The sequence below is a fragment of the Vibrio sp. OY15 genome, assembly GCF_000742455.1.
Lineage (GTDB): Bacteria > Pseudomonadota > Gammaproteobacteria > Enterobacterales > Vibrionaceae > Vibrio > Vibrio alginolyticus.
Genome location: NZ_JPIL01000021.1, coordinates 57,968 through 75,016, shown reverse-complemented (window position 1 = coordinate 75,016; position 17,049 = coordinate 57,968). Strand labels below are relative to the sequence as shown.

17 protein-coding genes are annotated in these 17,049 nt (G+C 46.6%); 5 read left to right on the top strand and 12 right to left on the bottom strand.

The window, feature by feature from the left end; translation table 11 throughout:
- Positions 1-26: 26 nt before the first annotated feature.
- The 4 genes from frdD to frdA are packed head-to-tail and all read right to left on the bottom strand — an operon-like array spanning position 27 to position 3,359.
- On the bottom strand, positions 27-404 hold the full coding sequence (frdD, locus tag IJ23_RS20190) for a fumarate reductase subunit FrdD (protein ID WP_005381493.1): 378 nt from the start codon (positions 402-404) through the stop codon (positions 27-29).
- An 11-nt stretch (positions 405-415) separates the two neighbouring features.
- A complete protein-coding gene (frdC, locus tag IJ23_RS20185; protein ID WP_005381491.1) occupies positions 416-799 on the bottom strand; it encodes a fumarate reductase subunit FrdC in 384 nt (127 codons plus the stop codon).
- 2 nt (positions 800-801) lie between these two features.
- Positions 802-1,560 carry a succinate dehydrogenase/fumarate reductase iron-sulfur subunit gene (locus tag IJ23_RS20180; protein WP_005381489.1) on the bottom strand — a complete coding sequence of 253 codons (759 nt, stop codon included), beginning with the start codon at positions 1,558-1,560 and terminating at the stop codon, positions 802-804.
- On the bottom strand, positions 1,560-3,359 hold the full coding sequence (gene frdA, locus IJ23_RS20175; RefSeq protein WP_005381487.1) for a fumarate reductase (quinol) flavoprotein subunit: 1,800 nt from the start codon (positions 3,357-3,359) through the stop codon (positions 1,560-1,562). The genes IJ23_RS20180 and frdA overlap by 1 nt, the downstream gene beginning before the upstream one ends.
- Positions 3,360-3,794: 435 nt before the next feature.
- Here frdA and epmA point away from each other — a divergent pair, with 435 nt between their 5' ends.
- From epmA to IJ23_RS20155, 4 genes are all read left to right on the top strand, one after another.
- The gene (epmA, locus tag IJ23_RS20170; protein ID WP_033907182.1) at positions 3,795-4,766 is read left to right on the top strand and encodes an elongation factor P--(R)-beta-lysine ligase; all 972 of its coding nucleotides are present in this window, start codon (positions 3,795-3,797) and stop codon (positions 4,764-4,766) included.
- A 9-nt stretch (positions 4,767-4,775) separates the two neighbouring features.
- Positions 4,776-5,150, top strand: coding sequence for a VanZ family protein (locus IJ23_RS20165; protein ID WP_017635567.1), 375 nt, complete (start codon positions 4,776-4,778; stop codon positions 5,148-5,150).
- A gap of 21 nt (positions 5,151-5,171) precedes the next feature.
- A complete protein-coding gene (locus IJ23_RS20160) occupies positions 5,172-5,807 on the top strand; it encodes a TetR/AcrR family transcriptional regulator (protein WP_005381480.1) in 636 nt (211 codons plus the stop codon).
- Between the two features lie 144 nt (positions 5,808-5,951).
- Entirely contained in the window at positions 5,952-6,908 is a 957-nt protein-coding gene (locus tag IJ23_RS20155; protein ID WP_033907181.1) for an acetyltransferase, read from the top strand.
- A 75-nt stretch (positions 6,909-6,983) separates the two neighbouring features.
- Here IJ23_RS20155 and IJ23_RS20150 read toward each other — a convergent pair whose 3' ends face one another.
- The 5 genes from IJ23_RS20150 to IJ23_RS20130 all read right to left on the bottom strand — a co-directional run bounded on the left by IJ23_RS20150 (position 6,984) and on the right by IJ23_RS20130 (position 11,414).
- Positions 6,984-8,129 carry a murein hydrolase activator EnvC family protein gene (locus IJ23_RS20150; RefSeq protein ID WP_005381476.1) on the bottom strand — a complete coding sequence of 382 codons (1,146 nt, stop codon included), beginning with the start codon at positions 8,127-8,129 and terminating at the stop codon, positions 6,984-6,986.
- A 27-nt stretch (positions 8,130-8,156) separates the two neighbouring features.
- Positions 8,157-8,978 carry a serine O-acetyltransferase gene (gene cysE, locus IJ23_RS20145; protein ID WP_005381475.1) on the bottom strand — a complete coding sequence of 274 codons (822 nt, stop codon included), beginning with the start codon at positions 8,976-8,978 and terminating at the stop codon, positions 8,157-8,159.
- Between the two features lie 78 nt (positions 8,979-9,056).
- Positions 9,057-10,094 carry an NAD(P)H-dependent glycerol-3-phosphate dehydrogenase gene (gpsA, locus tag IJ23_RS20140; protein WP_033907180.1) on the bottom strand — a complete coding sequence of 346 codons (1,038 nt, stop codon included), beginning with the start codon at positions 10,092-10,094 and terminating at the stop codon, positions 9,057-9,059.
- A gap of 195 nt (positions 10,095-10,289) precedes the next feature.
- On the bottom strand, positions 10,290-10,754 hold the full coding sequence (gene secB, locus IJ23_RS20135) for a protein-export chaperone SecB (RefSeq protein WP_005386410.1): 465 nt from the start codon (positions 10,752-10,754) through the stop codon (positions 10,290-10,292).
- 225 nt (positions 10,755-10,979) lie between these two features.
- Entirely contained in the window at positions 10,980-11,414 is a 435-nt protein-coding gene (locus IJ23_RS20130) for a rhodanese-like domain-containing protein (protein WP_005386415.1), read from the bottom strand.
- A 547-nt stretch (positions 11,415-11,961) separates the two neighbouring features.
- Here IJ23_RS20130 and gpmM point away from each other — a divergent pair.
- A complete protein-coding gene (gpmM, locus tag IJ23_RS20125) occupies positions 11,962-13,494 on the top strand; it encodes a 2,3-bisphosphoglycerate-independent phosphoglycerate mutase (protein WP_033907178.1) in 1,533 nt (510 codons plus the stop codon).
- Between the two features lie 86 nt (positions 13,495-13,580).
- On the opposite strand, the gene IJ23_RS20120 is transcribed toward gpmM, so the two are convergent.
- From IJ23_RS20120 to asd, 3 genes are all read right to left on the bottom strand, one after another.
- On the bottom strand, positions 13,581-14,468 hold the full coding sequence (locus tag IJ23_RS20120) for a DMT family transporter (protein ID WP_005386417.1): 888 nt from the start codon (positions 14,466-14,468) through the stop codon (positions 13,581-13,583).
- Between the two features lie 132 nt (positions 14,469-14,600).
- Positions 14,601-16,016 carry an SLC13 family permease gene (locus IJ23_RS20115; protein WP_005386418.1) on the bottom strand — a complete coding sequence of 472 codons (1,416 nt, stop codon included), beginning with the start codon at positions 16,014-16,016 and terminating at the stop codon, positions 14,601-14,603.
- A gap of 165 nt (positions 16,017-16,181) precedes the next feature.
- Positions 16,182-17,039, bottom strand: coding sequence for an archaetidylserine decarboxylase (gene asd, locus IJ23_RS20110; protein WP_033907177.1), 858 nt, complete (start codon positions 17,037-17,039; stop codon positions 16,182-16,184).
- Between the last annotated feature and the right edge of the window lie 10 nt (positions 17,040-17,049).

Genomic DNA, 17,049 nt, shown 5'->3' with positions numbered 1-17,049 from the left:
CATATCAGGACGGGTCAGTCAGTCTCTTAAATCATGAAGATAAAGATAACTGCTAGTGCAGTGATGAGGCCTGCAAATGCATAGCATGCAATTTTACCAATCACACCAGTGTGGAACTTAAGGTCGTGCATGCCGTGGTGTACACGGTGCATTGCATGCCACATTGGCAATGCTAGCGTGCCAATGATGAATAGCGCACCGATGATGCTGGTTGCGAATGCAGAGACACGCTCGTAGCTCATCGCTTCTGCATCAATCACGCCTAGTGGGACCAAGATGCCCAGCACCAATACCGTGATTGGCGTGATCATCGCGAACCAAGTACCACCTGCGCCAAACAGACCCCACCAGATTGGCTCATCAGAACGTTTTGGTGATGTGTTTACACTATAATTCGGTTTCATTGCTCAGCTCCTTACACCACGATGAGAACGATCAGTGAGATGAACGCAACCGCGGCCCACTGAGTCAATACGATGATCTTCTTGTCCACGGGTTTGCCTTTCAAACGAATTGGCATTACTTGTGGCATCATGCTGAAGAAAGTTTGAGCGTGGAATAGGCTACCGAGTAGTGCAACGATGTTGATTGCGACTACGATTGGGTTCGCCATGAACGCTAACCAACCTTGCCATGCTTCAGGACCTTTCACCAAGCAACCTAAACCGAAAGTTAGGAACAGAGTGAATAGGATTAACGGAAGCACCGTCGCTTCACGTAGCATGTAGAAGCGGTAGAAAGGATGGTTCTTCCACCAAGTGCGTTTTACTTCACGAACGTAAGGTTTACGATTGCTCATCCTTATGCCTCCACTTTCTTTGGTGAACCATCAGGTTTCAACATAGCAATCACGAAGTCCATAGAAGACTCCACTTTGCCTTGGTTTACTGCCGCTGCTGGGTCAACGTTCTTCGGACAAACTTCAGAACAGTAACCAACAAACGTACAACCCCAAGCACCGTTTTCACCGTTGATAAGCTTCATGCGCTCATCTTTACCGTTGTCACGGCTGTCTAGGTTGTAGCGGTGGGCTAGCGTTAGTGCAGCAGGACCGATGAACTCTGGGTTAAGACCAAACTGAGGACATGCGGCATAGCACAGACCACAGTTGATACAGCCAGCGAACTGCTTGTATTTCGCCATCTGTTCTGGCGTTTGCAAGTTCGTACCGTCTTCTGGTTTACGATCGTTACCAATGATGTATGGTTTGATTGCTTCTAGGCGCTCGATGAATGGCGTCATATCAACAATCAAGTCTTTCTCGATTGGGAAGTTCGCTAGAGGCTCGATAGTCACACCGTCTGGGTAGTCACGTAGGAAGCTCTTACAAGCAAGTTTCGGTACGTTGTTCACCATGATGCCGCAAGAACCACAGATCGCCATACGGCAAGACCAACGGTAAGACAGATCTTTGTCTAGGTGGTCTTTGATGTAACCAAGTGCGTCAAGTACAGACATGGTTTCATCGAATGGGACTTCGAATGTTTGCTTGTATGGTTCTGCATCTTTTTCTGGGTCGTAACGCAGGATGTCTACTTTTTGAATGCGATTTGCTGACATTATGCTTGCTCCTCTGCGTTCTTCTCTTCAGCCGCTGCTTTTTCTGCTGCTTCACCGTATAGACGAGCTTTTGGTTGTGACTTAGTGATGGTCACATTGCTGTAATCGATACTTGGTGCTGACTCTGGCTTGTAGAAAGCAAGTGAGTGTTTTAGGAAGTTCACGTCATCACGTTCTGTACAACCGTCGTCTAGACGCTGGTGCGCGCCGCGCGATTCTTTACGTAGAATCGCAGAGTGAACCATCGCTTCTGCGACTTCTAGGCCGTAACCCACTTCGATTGCGTATAGAAGGTCTGTGTTGAACACTTTACCTTTGTCTTTGATGCTGATGCGTTTGTAGCGTTCTTTCAACTCAGTGATTTTGTCGATAGTCGCTTGCATCAAATCTTCTTGGCGGTAGATACCACAGCCCGCTTCCATGGTGTGACCCATTTCTGTGCGGATCTCTGCCCAGTTTTCGTCGCCTTCTTGGTTCATCAGTTTCGCGATGCGTTCTTCAACTGCTTTTACTTGCGCGTCAATTGCCGCGTCGTTCCAGCCTTTGAATTCTGCCGCGCGTTTCACTGCGTTTTCACCCGCTACGCGGCCAAATACCACGAATTCAGCCAGTGAGTTAGACCCTAGACGGTTCGCACCGTGAAGGCCAACAGATGCACATTCACCTACCGCGAATAGGCCTTTAATGCGAGTTTCACAACCGCCGTCCGTTTCAATACCACCCATGGTGTAGTGAACGGTTGGACGAATTGGAATTGGCTCTTTGGCAGGGTCCACGTTTACATAAGCTTTTGCTAGCTCACAGATGAACGGTAGACGTTCTTGTAGGTACTCTTCACCAAGATGGCGAAGGTCTAGGTGCACCACGTCACCCAATGGGTGTTTGATGGTGTTGCCTTTCTGTTGTTCGTGCCAGAAAGCTTGAGAAACTTTGTCACGAGGACCCAGTTCCATGTATTTGTTCTTCGGTTGGCCAACTGGAGTTTCAGGGCCCATGCCGTAATCTTGTAGGTAACGATAGCCGTTCTTGTTAACGATGATACCGCCTTCACCACGACAACCTTCCGTCATCAGGATACCTGTGCCTGGAAGACCGGTTGGGTGGTATTGAACGAATTCCATATCACGTAGAGGAACGCCGTGACGGTAAGCCATTGCCATACCATCGCCCGTTACGATACCGCCGTTGGTGTTACAGTGGTAAACACGGCCCGCGCCACCTGTTGCTAGAACAACCGATTTTGCTTTGATAGTAACAAGCTCGCCTTCAGACATGTGAATAGCAATCAGACCTTGAACTTCGCCTTCATCAACAAGCAGATCCACCACAAAGTACTCATCAAAACGTTTGATGTTGCTGTACTTCATTGATGTCTGGAATAGCGTATGAAGCATGTGGAAGCCAGTTTTGTCTGCAGCGAACCAAGTACGTTCAACCTTCATACCACCAAAGCGGCGTACGTTGACTTCACCGTTCTCTTTACGACTCCATGGGCAACCCCATTGCTCCATTTGGATCATTTCGCGAGTCGCGTTCTCTACAAAGTATTCAACAACATCCTGTTCACATAGCCAGTCACCACCGCCAACAGTGTCGTTGAAGTGGTTGTCTAAGCTATCTTCATCCTTGATAACTGCTGCTGAGCCACCCTCTGCAGCGACCGTGTGGGAGCGCATTGGATAAACTTTAGAAATCAGAGCGACTTCTAAGTCTGGGTTTGCTTCAGCCGCTGCAATAGCAGTACGAAGACCAGCGCCGCCTGCGCCGATGACTGCGATATCTGTGGTGATAATTTGCACAGTTATCCTCCAGTGTGTGATTGCGGAAATCCGCTTGTTATTGTCATTACGAGGCGCTCCTTAAAAAGAACTCCCCAAAAGTAGTAGGGTTAGTGTAGATGAGCCACATGGCAGAAAAATTGATGTAATTGGGTTTTTGCTTCGGTAATGCACTTAAGGGCATAGAATTTATAGGTTATGTGACTGCTATCACGGCATCGAGGTTTTGGCCCTCAAGCATTAACATTAGGGATGTTAAACCCGTGTTGCGTGACATTAACCGCATGGATAATAGGATTTTAACTGAGTGTTTTTTGTTCTGCGGCACGAGTAATGCTTGCCTCAAATTGGCGAGCTCATTAGTAAAAAGAAGAAGGGATATTCCTCTCTTCTTGAAGAGTAAAAAGCATGTAGAATGAGACTTTCCTCGCTGAATTAAAGTTTGAGAGATTTGTTATGCAAACCAACTGGCAACCTACTGCTTCCATTGACCAACTTCGTCAACGTGCGACGTTAATCGCGTCGATTCGACAATTCTTCGCTGACCGACAGGTGATGGAAGTCGATACGCCAGCCATGAGTCACGCAACCGTGACTGACATTCATTTGCATACTTTCCAAACCGAGTTTGTTGGCCCAGGCTATGCCGATGGCAGTAAGCTGTTTTTTATGACCAGCCCAGAATTCCATATGAAGCGCCTTTTGGCTGCGGGTTGCGGTTGTATTTATCAAATCAACAAAGCATTTCGTAATGAAGAGAATGGTCGCTACCACAACCCTGAATTCACGATGTTGGAGTGGTATCGCGTTGGCTTTGACCATCATAAATTGATGGATGAAATGGATGACCTGTTGCAGCTGGTATTGAAGTGTGGCGCAGCGCAGCGCATGACGTATCAGCAAGCCTTCATTGATGTGTTGGGTGTGTGTCCACTGGAAGGCTCGATGACTGAGCTGAAAGCGGCGGCAAGCAAGCTGGGTTTGAGTGACATTGCTGAGCCAGAAGAAGATCGCGATACGCTGCTGCAACTACTATTTAGCGTGGGAGTAGAAAACAAAATTGGTCAGGACGTGCCGGCTTTTGTGTACGACTTCCCAGCATCACAGGCGGCGCTTGCGAAAATCAATCCTCAAGATCATCGCGTCGCGGATCGTTTTGAAGTGTACTTTAAGGGGATAGAGCTGGCGAACGGATTTCATGAACTGGATAACCCGAAAGAGCAATTAGCGCGCTTTGAACAAGATAACGCAAAGCGTATCGAAATGGGTTTAAAACCACAGCCGATCGATTATCATCTGATCTCTGCACTGGAAGCAGGGTTGCCAGATTGTGCAGGGGTCGCGTTGGGTATCGATCGTTTGATCATGCTGGCGCTGGGCTGTGACCACATTGATCAAGTGACGGCCTTTCCATTTCCAATTGCATAAGGACGTCCAATGAACCTGACGGCTGCACGTTTCGTCATCTTTAGCTACGCCATATTGATCGCTTTTTTATCTCTGAGTTCAGGTGAACTGCAAGACTGGGGTAATATCGCGTATCTCGACAAAATGCAGCACGCTATGGCGTACAGCGGCTTTGCGTTTTTAGGTTGTTTTTGTGTGTGGCGTTGGCGTCAACGTTGGGCGGTGGCGATTAGTATTTTGCTATTCAGCGCCGTTATTGAGTGGTTGCAAGGGTATGTAGGGCGACAAACTTCTTGGTTAGACCTTGTCGCCAACTCAACTGGCATCTTAACTGGTCTGTTATGTTACCGTATTTGGAGCCTCTATCGACCTAGGTTGGTGAAGTCGCTATACTCGATTCGTTAATGAAGAGGGAACACGATAACAATGAAAACGCGCGACAAAATCGTCTACGCGGCACTGGAGTTGTTCAACCAACATGGTGAGCGCAACATCACCACCAATCACATTGCCGATCACATCGAAATTAGCCCTGGTAATCTGTATTACCACTTCCGCAATAAGCAAGAAATCGTTCGTGAGATCTTTGCGCTTTATTCAGCAGAACTTTTAGAAAGATTTACCCCTATTCAAGGTTCGCAAGAGAGCCTGACTATGCTGAAGAGCTACCTAGACTCTATTTTTACCTTGATGTGGAAATACCGCTTTTTCTACGCAAACTTACCAGAAATCTTGTCACGAGATGAACAGCTACACGAACAGTACATCGATGTGCAAGAGAAGCTGCAAGCGAACCTCATTGCTATTATGCAAGAGTTCGTAACGATGAAGCTGTTGAATGTCGATCAACAACAGTTGAAGTCATTGGTATGTACATTGCACTTGATTGCGTGTAGTTGGTTGGCGTATCAATCCGCGATGGCTTCAAAAACCAACATTACCGAACAAATGGTGAAGCAAGGGATGTTGCAGATGCTTAATGTCGTTAAGCCATTAGCAACTGAGCAGGGCTTAGAGCAGCTACTGTTATTAGAAGATGCGGTTAGCAATCTACACAGTTAAACGTCAAACTGCTTAATATTTCGAGAGTCACTCTCTTTTTCGAGTCGTGGCTCGAGTTGACTTGTCAAATATGCCACGCACAATAGTCCCATACGCTAAAAACCCTTGCAGGGATAAGATTCTCGATAAAGGAACTATCGCCCCATGAATTACGACATTTTTAATGGTGATGCTGATGGCATCATTGCTCTTCTGCAATTACGTTTGGCTGATCCTGTCGATGCCCAGTTAATAACCGGTGTAAAGCGCGACATCAAACTGGTGGAAAAAGTAGACGTGCAAGCGGGTGATGAGCTGACTGTGTTAGACATTTCGATGGAAAAGAACATGGCAGGTCTAGAGCAAGCTTTGGCTCAAGGCGCGCACGTCTTTTACGCCGACCATCACAAAGCTGGTGACATTCCTCAGCATGGTAATTTGGATGCGCACATCGATCTCGATGCCAACATGTGCACGGCGTTGATTGTCGATAAGTTGCTTGATGGGCGTTTTCATGACTGGGCGATTACGGCGGCTTATGGCGATAACATGATTGCTAAAGCCAATGAGTTAGCGAATAACGCGGGCTTGTCGCAGCAACAGAAAGAGCAGCTAAAAGAGCTGGGTACTTTAATTAACTACAACGGCTACGGCTCGAAAGTCGAAGATTTACACTTTCATCCTGCGGAGCTGTACCGAGCTTTGCTGAAGTACATGTCACCATTTGAAGCTATTGAAGATACGGCCTCGCCATACTACCAATTGCAATCGGCTTACCAACAAGACATGGAGGCGGCTCTCGCAGTGCCTGCCATGCATGAGGGCGGTAAGCTAAAGTTGTTTGAGTTACCAAACACGGCGGCATCACGCCGAATCAGTGGTGTTTATGGCAACTGGCTGGCAAACCAAAACCCTGACTCTGCGCATGCGGTACTTACTGAAAATGCAGATGGGACTTATACGGTTTCACTTCGTGCCCCGTTAAACAATAAACAAGGTGCCGTGGCCGTGTGTGGTCAGTTCCCGACAGGTGGGGGCCGAGAGGCGGCGGCAGGAATCAACGCGTTAAGCAAAGATGATGTGCATGCTTTTATTGATGCGGTAGAAACCTACTACGCATAGCATTTTCCAAAATATGAATGCAAAAAAAAGGAGCCGAGTGGCTCCTTTTTTATTATAAGTCGATGAGTCAGATAATCAGCGTTTTAACCAAGATTTCGGATTCTGCGCTTCACTATTACGACGAATTTCAAAGTACAGCGATGGCCTGTCTTGACCACCCGTATCACCCGCGAGAGCAATCACTTCGCCGGCGGTGACTCGATCGCCTTCTTTTTTAGTTAACGCTTGGTTGTAACCATAGAGGGTCATGTCACCTTTTCCGTGGTCGAGCAGTACCACTAAACCGTATCCGCGCAGATACTCAGCAAATACGACAGTACCAGGATAAACGGCTTTCACTTGTTGACCATAGTTGGCAGACAACACCATACCCTTCCAGTTTACCTGCCCAGTTTGTCGCGTACCAAAGTTGTGTAACACACTGCCTTTGAGTGGCCAAGGCAACTTACCGCGCTGTTTGCCGAGTCCGTCCATTGGCACCGCATTACGCTTCGCTGCTTTGGCGATCTCTGCTTTTAAACGGGTTTCGTTGCGTTGCAGCTCGGCTAAGTAGCGTTTGTCATTCTTGATACTGCTCTGAATTTTATTCAGGGTTTGCTTACGCTTGGATTGTGTACTCGCTAGCGCTGTACGTTTTTCGGATTGCTGCTTGAGCAGAGTCTCGATTTGCTCTTTTTCTAGCTCGAGCTGGTTTTTGTTGTGCGCTAATTCTTGGGTTATTTTGGTGATCGCATCAATCACTTCAGCACGTGCTTTAGCTAAATGCTGGAAGTATTGGCTCATGCGGTCTTCTTCCACACCTTGATTTAACAAGTGACCATTGGCCTTCGCTCGCTCGGTTACGTAATACGTTTGCAGCAGCTGTTTGAGTTCTTCTTCTTGCTCTTGACGCTGTGCTTCTTGCAAGGCAATTTTCTCTTCCAGGTTTTCTATGTTTTTGTCTGCTTGTGCGAGGTTAGACTTGGTTTGTCGTATTTCACGCTCAAGCTTAGAAATACCAAGCTCTTGATCTTTTAGTGATTTCTGTAACTCATTGAGCTGCTTTTCTTGGGAAGAGAGCGATTTGCGCTGACGGCTTATCTCACTGGATACGCCTTTGAGCTCTTGCTGACTCACAGCAGAGGAGGTAATGGGATAAGTGGCAGATAAAGCACAAGTTAATAAAATAGCCGAGCGTAGAACAGGGTGATTTTGTTTTCGCACTTGAGAGTTACCTACCACGTTGTTGTCAAAAAGGTTTGTTGACGATTAAATACCATCTCCATGGATAAAGCTTTGCGACTTGCCGTTAAAGCCTTGATCCATATCGAGAGAGGGTTTGTCCGTTTTTGGACGTCCGACGATTTTTGCAGGCACGCCAGCCACCGTTGTGTGAGGAGGCACGGCTTGCAATACCACAGAGCAAGATCCGATTTTCGCGCCTTCACCGACTTCGATATTGCCAAGAATCTTTGCACCAGCTCCGATCATCACACCCTCGCGAATTTTCGGGTGACGATCACCGCATTCTTTACCAGTACCACCAAGGGTGACATCTTGCAGTATAGACACGTCGTTTTCGACCACGGCAGTTTCACCAATCACGATGCCTGTTGCATGGTCGAGCATGATGCCACTACCAATGCGCGCTGCAGGGTGGATATCGACCTGACATGCTACCGAAATCTGATTTTGTAGGTAAGTCGCAAGAGCGTGACGACCTTGCTTCCACAGCCAGTTTGCTACTCGGTAGCCTTGCAGTGCGTGATAGCCTTTTAGGTACAGCAATGGCATTGAGTACATTGAAACAGCAGGGTCGCGATTGACCGTGGCACAAATATCACAAGCCGCGCCGTCAGTGATGGTTGGATCAGCCGCAAAGGCTTCTTCAACCACTTCACGCACAGCCATCGCTGGCATGGAAGCGGTGTTCAATTTGTTAGCCAGAATATAACTCAGAGCGGCACACAAACTTTCATGCTTGATAATGGTGGCATGATAGAAGCTCGCCAGCATAGGCTCTTGTTCTGACATTTCACGGGCTTCTGAGACAATTTTGTTCCAGACTTTTTGTTTTTCGCAGTGTTTCATTCTCAATATCCAGAGTGGTTCTTCCGTGACCCGACAACTTCAATTTTTCTCAGATGAGCTGCAAAGGGCGGTAGATTGCTACTTTCCTTCGGCTTTTTTGTCACGAGCAAGTAAATCTTGCGCTGCTAAGCGCGCATCTTTTCCTTGATACAATACTTGATAAATTTGATCAACTATCGGCATCTCAACACCCATACGTTGAGAAAGTAGCCATACTTCTTTTGTATTGCGGTAACCCTCAACCACTTGGCCAATTTCTTCTTGAGCCGTATCAACGTCTTTACCTTGGCCTAATGCCAAGCCAAAGCGTCGGTTACGTGATTGGTTATCGGTACATGTCAGGACAAGATCGCCTAAACCCGCCATGCCCATAAAGGTTTCTGGCTTTGCACCCAGCGCAGCACCAAGGCGACTCATTTCAGCCAAGCCACGAGTAATTAATGCAGTACGGGCGTTGGCGCCAAAACCGATACCATCAGACATACCCGCACCAATCGCAATAACGTTTTTCACAGCGCCGCCCAATTGCATACCAATAAAGTCACTATTGGCATATACGCGGAAGGTTTTGCTACAGTGGATTTTTTCTTGTAGATCCGCAACAAATTCAGAATCTGGAGACGCAACTGAAATTGCAGTCGGCATACCCATTGCGAGCTCTTTCGCAAACGTTGGGCCAGACAATACTGCTAGTGAGTAGTTTTCACCGATAATGTCATAAGCAACGTCTTTCAGTAGGCGCCCCGTTTCAGGTTCAAGCCCTTTGGTTGCCCAACAGATGCGAGAGTCTTCGCGCAAGAATGGTTTACAGCTGTTTAGCACGATGCCAAAGACATGGCTTGGAACCACAACCAACAAATCTCGGCTTGCTTGAACGGCTTTTTCTAAATCCGATTCAATGATCAAGCTTTCAGGGAAATCAACACCTGGTAAGAAGGCATGGTTAGCTCGGTCTGCTTCTAGGCGAGCCATGTGCTCTGGCTCGTGTCCCCAAAGGACAACGTTCGCGCCGTTACGAGCGAGTGAGATTGCCAAAGAGGTGCCGTATGAGCCTGCGCCAATCACAGTCATTGCGATGTCTTTACCGTAAGCATTGTTTGTATTTGCTTGTGTCATGCTACCGCCTAATTGTCTTGCTACTAGTAGAATCTAGTTCCTAATCGTCAAATTTTACGCCTTCTGGCGATTAGGAACTAGGAACTTTTGTCAGAAATAAAAAATGCACATTGCATCGAATGGTAGACGCTCTGTGCATTTTATTTGAGTCGGTGACGTCAGCACTGTGGCTATTCGTCACTTATAAAACGTGAATTACGCTTCAGCTTCGCCTTGTTGAGCTTGCTGTTGTAGGTAGTTCATGAATAGCGCGTCAAAGTTTACTGGCGCTAGGTTCAGTTGAGGGAACGTACCTTTAACGACTAGGCTTGAGATAGTTTCACGAGCGTATGGGAATAGGATGTTCGGGCAGAATGCGCCTAGGCAATGTGCAAGTTGACCAGCTTCCATTTGTTCAGCAGTGAAGATACCACCTTGTTGAACTTCACATAGGAACGCAGTCTCTTCTTCGTTCTTCACAGTAACGGTTAGGCGCAGAACAACTTCGTAAACGCCTTCACCAAGCTCACGGCTTTGAGTGTCTAGGTCTAGTTTAACGTCTGGGTTCCACTCTTTCTGGAAAATTACTGGAGAGTTCGGCGCTTCAAAAGAAACGTCTTTTAGGAAGATGCGTTGAATTGCGAAGTTTTGTTGTGCGTCTTGAGGTGCTGCTTCAGCCATTTTTTAATCCTTAAATCAATATTTGTTGAGCCTAGAAACGTCTAAGCTCAGAAAACTGGTATGTCCTGAGACTAACTGAGCCAATCTACCTTGACTAGATGAAGCGTGTATTACGTGCAAAGCGTCACAACTTAGTGCTCCAACTGCTTTCAATTTGCTCAGTTCTTTGTCCGCGAGGCTTGGTAAAAGCGCGTTTAAACGCGAACTTTCGTTCTTGCCACGTTCCTACTTCTTACCGCGAACTAACGGCAGGTTCGCTTCGTTCCACGCAATCAAACCATTTTTTAGTAGGCTCACGTTTTCGAAGCCAGCTTTTACTAGTAGGTTTGCGCTTTCTTGAGCGGTCTGTCCTGTCTTACATACAACAATGATTGGGTCTGATTTGTGGTTTTCAAGGCTACCCAAGTTACCCGCTTTGATGTCTGACGGTAAAATGTGAAGTGAGTCGGTGATATGACCTTTTTTGAACTCGTCTTTGGTACGGATATCCACTACAACGCCGTTTTCACGGTTCATAAGATGAGTCAGTTGGTTTACGTTGATTTCTTTGTATGCGGCTGTCGCTGATTTCACGATGTTCATGATAAAGGCGACAAGAAGACCTACCCAAACCAAAGATAGAATCATGTTTTGTTGGAAAAATTCAATGTACTCTTGCATGTCTTGAGCTCTTACGCTGTTGGCGGAAAAATAAAGCAGGAGTATAGCGAGGTTACGGCTCTTAGGCGAGAGGGTTAAAATTTTCTAACGAATAATTGAGATCTCTATAAACCCGTTATGCCCTTACTATCCGTACATTTCGCTCTGGTAGCTTGATTGCTTTTGCCTATTGGACTTATCGGTTTAAGTGACTTCTGTTTTACTGAGAAAAGAGAACAATAGGTATTAACCCATCTTGTTTGATGTTGCTTTAAATTAGCGCTGTTTCAAGTGCAAAAATAAGAATGAGAAGCGTAAGAAAACCGAACTTAGACTGGGGTGTACAAAGCGTATTAGAAATGACTATGCTTGTGGAACACGATTGTCGGCACTGACTCGTTGTTCGCTTAACTTGTAAGATAGCAACAATAAATCGCAAACATTATTTGATCTTAACCTACAGTTTTGGTTAAAAAGTGTAGTAAAATTACGCTAGTTTTGTTTCAAGGTTAGATAGGGCAGCGAGGCCCTACGCCAAAAGTTACTTAAATTTGATGAGGTCATCACTATGTCAGCTAAGAAGCCACTGGCTCTAGTTATCCTTGACGGTTACGGTTACCGTGAAGACACAGCAAGTAACGCAATTGCGAATGCGAAAACACCAGTAATGGATGCTCTGATTGCGAATAACCCACACACATTAATCTCTGCTTCAGGCATGGATGTTGGCCTTCCTGATGGTCAAATGGGTAACTCTGAAGTTGGTCACACTAACATTGGTGCAGGCCGCGTTGTATACCAAGACCTGACTCGTATCACTAAATCAATTGCGGATGGTGAGTTCGAAGAAACGCCTGCGCTAGTTGAAGCTATCGACTCTGCAGTGAAAGCTGAAAAAGCAGTACACATCATGGGCCTGATGTCTCCAGGCGGTGTTCACTCTCACGAAGACCACATTTACGCTGCAGTTGAAATGGCAGCGGCGCGTGGCGCAGAGAAAATCTACCTACACTGCTTCCTAGACGGCCGTGACACACCACCACGTAGTGCTGAAAACTCACTACAACGTTTCCAAGACCTATTTGCGAAACTAGGTAAAGGCCGCGTTGCTTCTCTAGTAGGTCGTTACTACGCAATGGACCGTGACAACAACTGGGATCGCGTCCAAGTTGCTTACGATCTTCTAACTCAAGCTAAAGCTGAGTTCACAGCAGAAACGGCAGTTGCAGGTCTAGAAGCGGCTTACGCTCGTGAAGAAAACGACGAATTCGTTAAAGCAACAACTATCAAAGCGGAAGGTCAAGAAGACGCAATCATGCAAGATGGTGATGCGGTTATCTTCATGAACTACCGTGCTGACCGTGCACGTCAAATCACTCGTGCATTCGTTCCTGCGTTTGACGGCTTTGAGCGTGCAGTATTCCCAGCAATCAACTTTGTGATGCTGACTCAATACGCGGCTGATATCCCTCTAGCTATCGCATTCCCACCTGCGTCTCTAGAAAACACTTACGGTGAGTGGCTATCTAAACAAGGTCAAACTCAGCTACGTATCTCTGAAACAGAGAAATACGCACACGTGACTTTCTTCTTCAACGGTGGTGTTGAGAACGAATTCGAAGGCGAAGAGCGTCAGTTGGTTGCTTCTCCAAAAGTTGCAACGTACGACATGCAGCCTGAAATGAGCTCTCCAGAACTAACAGAGAAGATGGTTGCGGCTATCAAATCAGGTAAGTTCGATACCATCATCTGTAACTACCCGAACGCAGATATGGTTGGTCACACTGGCGTTTATGAAGCGGCTGAGAAAGCAATCGAAGCTCTAGATGAAAGCGTGGGTAAAGTGGTTGAAGCAATCAAAGAAGTTGGCGGTCAACTATTGATCACTGCGGACCACGGTAACGCAGAAATGATGATCGACCCTGAAACTGGCGGCATCCACACTGCTCACACTAACCTACCAGTGCCTCTAATCTATGTAGGTGACAAAGCGGTTGAATTCAAAGAAGGCGGTAAACTGTCTGACCTTGCACCAACCATGCTTTCTCTAGCTGGTCTAGAAATCCCAGCAGAAATGACGGGTGAAGTATTAGTTAAATAAATAATTAACTAACGGCTCCGAATGACAAAAGCCCGAGTTTAAACTCGGGCTTTTTTGTATCTGGCAATAAGGGCTGGTCTGTAAGGTTACTGAACCAAAATGCCCGCACCAATCACAGCTAGGGCTGCGCCCAACCATGCAAATCGGTTTGGTCGGCGTTTAGTGTAAATCCAGAGCAGTGGTAGCAACATAATTGGCGTGGTTGAAGATAGAAGTGCAACCATACCTACATTTCCTTCTTGCAGTGCGTATAAGATTAGCGTCATGCCGACGGCCATCGCCAAGAAACCATTAAGGGCAGTAATACCAAATATGCGCCAAGTAATGTGTTGCGTCGAGCGAGCGACTTTGACTCCTAGAATTAACAACATGCTGTGGGCGAAAAAGGCACTGATCATTCGAATAGCAGAAGCCGCAACTGGGTCAATACTGGTTTGCATTACTGGCTTGGCGATGATGCCGCCCAATGCTTGGCACATTGCTGCGGTTAAGCCAAGTCCAATACCCACCCAGATGTTACCTTTAATGTCTTCCAAGACGTTATTCACTTGACCTCTTCGGCCAAAGAATATCGCCATCACCACGCCGCTAAATACCAATGATGCGCCCAGTAGTTCTATTGTGGTCATGACTTCGCTAAATAAGAAGTAGCCCAAGATGGCAGAGAACACGGCGTGGCAAGAGAAGAGTAACCCGGCTTGTCTTGGCCCCATACGATTCAAACACGCGAATAGAGCGGTATCGCCAATAAAAATACCAATCAGTCCTGAGGCCATCATTGGCGTTACGTGTTCCCAAGAAACCGTTAACCAGCCGCCAGTTATCCAGGCCATTGTTGATAAGATCACGGCTGTGCAGCCCATACGCCAGCGGCTGTAAGAAAATGCGCCTAGGTGTTGTGCAGGAATGACCGAAATTAGGCTAGAAACTGCCCACAGAAAAGCGGCGCATAAAGCAAGCCATTCGTAACCCATGATGTGTCGACGTCCTTGTAGAGTAGAGGAGTCTTAATATGCACGAAATTTATGGGATGTAAAAGCCGCTCTGTAAGGGCAGTAGCTGGAGAGCAGCTCCATGACAACACGCTTTTTCATGGAGCTCTTCGATTAAAACAGTACCAAAACTGCGCCATACACGATGAGTAGACCAATCAAACCAAGAATCAGCCCCACTTTCGCCATGTCTTTGCTCTCGATGAGGCCTGTTGAATAAGCCAAAGAGTTTGGTGGTGTGGAAACCGGTAAGATCATGCCAAGTGATGCGGAGAAGGCGACGACAACCAGTAAACCTTGTAGGCCACCAACCGCAATAAGGCTTGGCATGGATGTACCAATAGCGGCAGCAATAGGCATCAATAAGTTTGCCGTTGCGGTATTAGACATAAAGTTCGCCATTAACCAACACACTACTGATAGGGCTAAAACAACGGCAAATGGTGATAGCAGGCTGTAATCAATGGCGTGCGCTAATGCTTCGGCTAAGCCCGTTTTGTCTAAGGCAATACCAATTGCTATACCACCGGCAACCAGCCATAAAACATCCCAGTTAATCAGCTTGAGCTCTTCTTTTCCCATAATGCCCGTTAACGTGAACACTGCTAGTGGGATAATCGCGACAACATATGTATTCATGCCATGCACTTTCGTTGTCATCCAAAGCAAAATGGTTAGTGCAAAAGTGATGTAGACGACGATCGCACGCCAGCTCTTTTTGAATGTACCATCTAGCTTTAGTTTCATTTCTGGTTCGCTAGACGGAAACAGCTTTTGCAACAAGAACCAAGCTACAGTGAGTTGTACCAACACAAAGGGTAGACCCATTGTCATCCACGATAGGAAGTCTATCGCGTTTTCTCCAGTGAGATATTGAAGCGCTATCGCATTAGGTGGCGTGCCTATCGGAGTCGCAATGCCGCCTGTATTCGCTGCAATTGGAATACACAACACCAGTGCTTTAATGCCTAAATCCCCTTTAGGTGCTGAAGCGACGATGGGGCCAAGCAGGGCTAGCATCATCACGGTCGTGGCAGTATTGGACATAAACATTGAAAAAACGGCGGTAATTAACATCAAGCCCAGCATGATGAACTTAGGTTGGGTGCCGAATGGTTTTAATAGAACTCGGGCGAGGTTGTTGTCGAGCTCGTATTTGGAAGCCGCAATCGCAAGAGCAAAACCACCCATAAAAAGAATAATGATCGGTGAAGAGAAGGCCGAGAAAATATCGGTGTAAGCAATTAACTCTCCTAAATCATGCCCCGCTGGTGGATTGCGAAATAGATGCAAACCTTTATCCGATATCATGATCAGTTCAAGAGCGATAATAAGAATGGACGTAGCAAAAACGGGAACCGGCTCGAGAACCCAAAGTAGGGCAGCAAGAAGAAAAATAGCTAACAGGCGATGCTGAATTAAAGTGAGATCGTCAATAGGAATAGCATCGATCGGCATCATCAAAACACCGAGCGGAATTAAAAAGCACACCAGCAATTTCGCCAACGTGTTTACACTCATCTTTGGCATTGGCTGCCCCTCTAAATATTCATTCTAAGCGCAGGATAATTGATTGTGGAATGAGGGTCTTAGAGGCAGGTATGAGTTTGAGAAATAGAGGCTAAATTTCGAACGGAGTTTTGCTTTTTATCAATAAAAAGAGCCCTGAATAAAGGGCTCTTAACGGTGTTTTACTCAATTTTTTAAGGCGTAAGGTGTGCCCATAACGGTTGGCTTACCGTTTTCCATGCTTGCGTCAAACTCAATCGCGTCTTTGGCAAACAGGTTAATAACAGTAGAACCCAGTTTGAAGCGGCCCATCTCTTCGCCTTTTTTCAAGATCACGGCCTTGTCACCCTCTGCTGGGTAATCCCATTTGTAGACAGTGTTTCCACGAGGCGGAGTGATCGTGCCAGCCCATACTTGCTCAATGCTACCAACAATTGTCGCACCAACAAGCACCTGTGCCATTGGACCAAACTCAGTATCGAAGATACACACCACACGCTCGTTACGTGCAAATAGGTTTGGTACGTTTTCTGCTGTCAGAGGGTTTACTGAGAACAGGTCACCTGGTACGTAAATCATTTGGCGCAGAGTGCCGTCACATGGCATGTGTACACGGTGGTAATCGCGCGGAGATAGGTACAATGTCGCAAAAGAACCATCTTTAAATTCGTCAGCTAAATTCGCGTCACCGCCCAGCAATTCTTGTGCTGAGAAGTGATGACCTTTTGCTTGGATAAGTTGACCATCTTCAATAGGGCCAAACTGGCTAACACAAGCGTCGGCTGGATGAGTGATGACGTTTTCGCCTTCAGAAATTGGGCGTGCGCCTTCTTTTAGCTCACGAACGAAAAACTCGTTGAACGTTTTAAAATGCTTAGGATCTGAGTGCTTTGCCTCATCCATATTCACATTGTATTGTTTGATAAACCAACGAATAACTGCTGTTGTTAGACCGCCAGCTTTTGCTGAAGCCAGTTTACCCATTAGGCGAGTGAGGCCGTGTTGTGGGATCCAGTACTGCAGTCCAACTTTAAACTTGTCCATCTTTAATTCC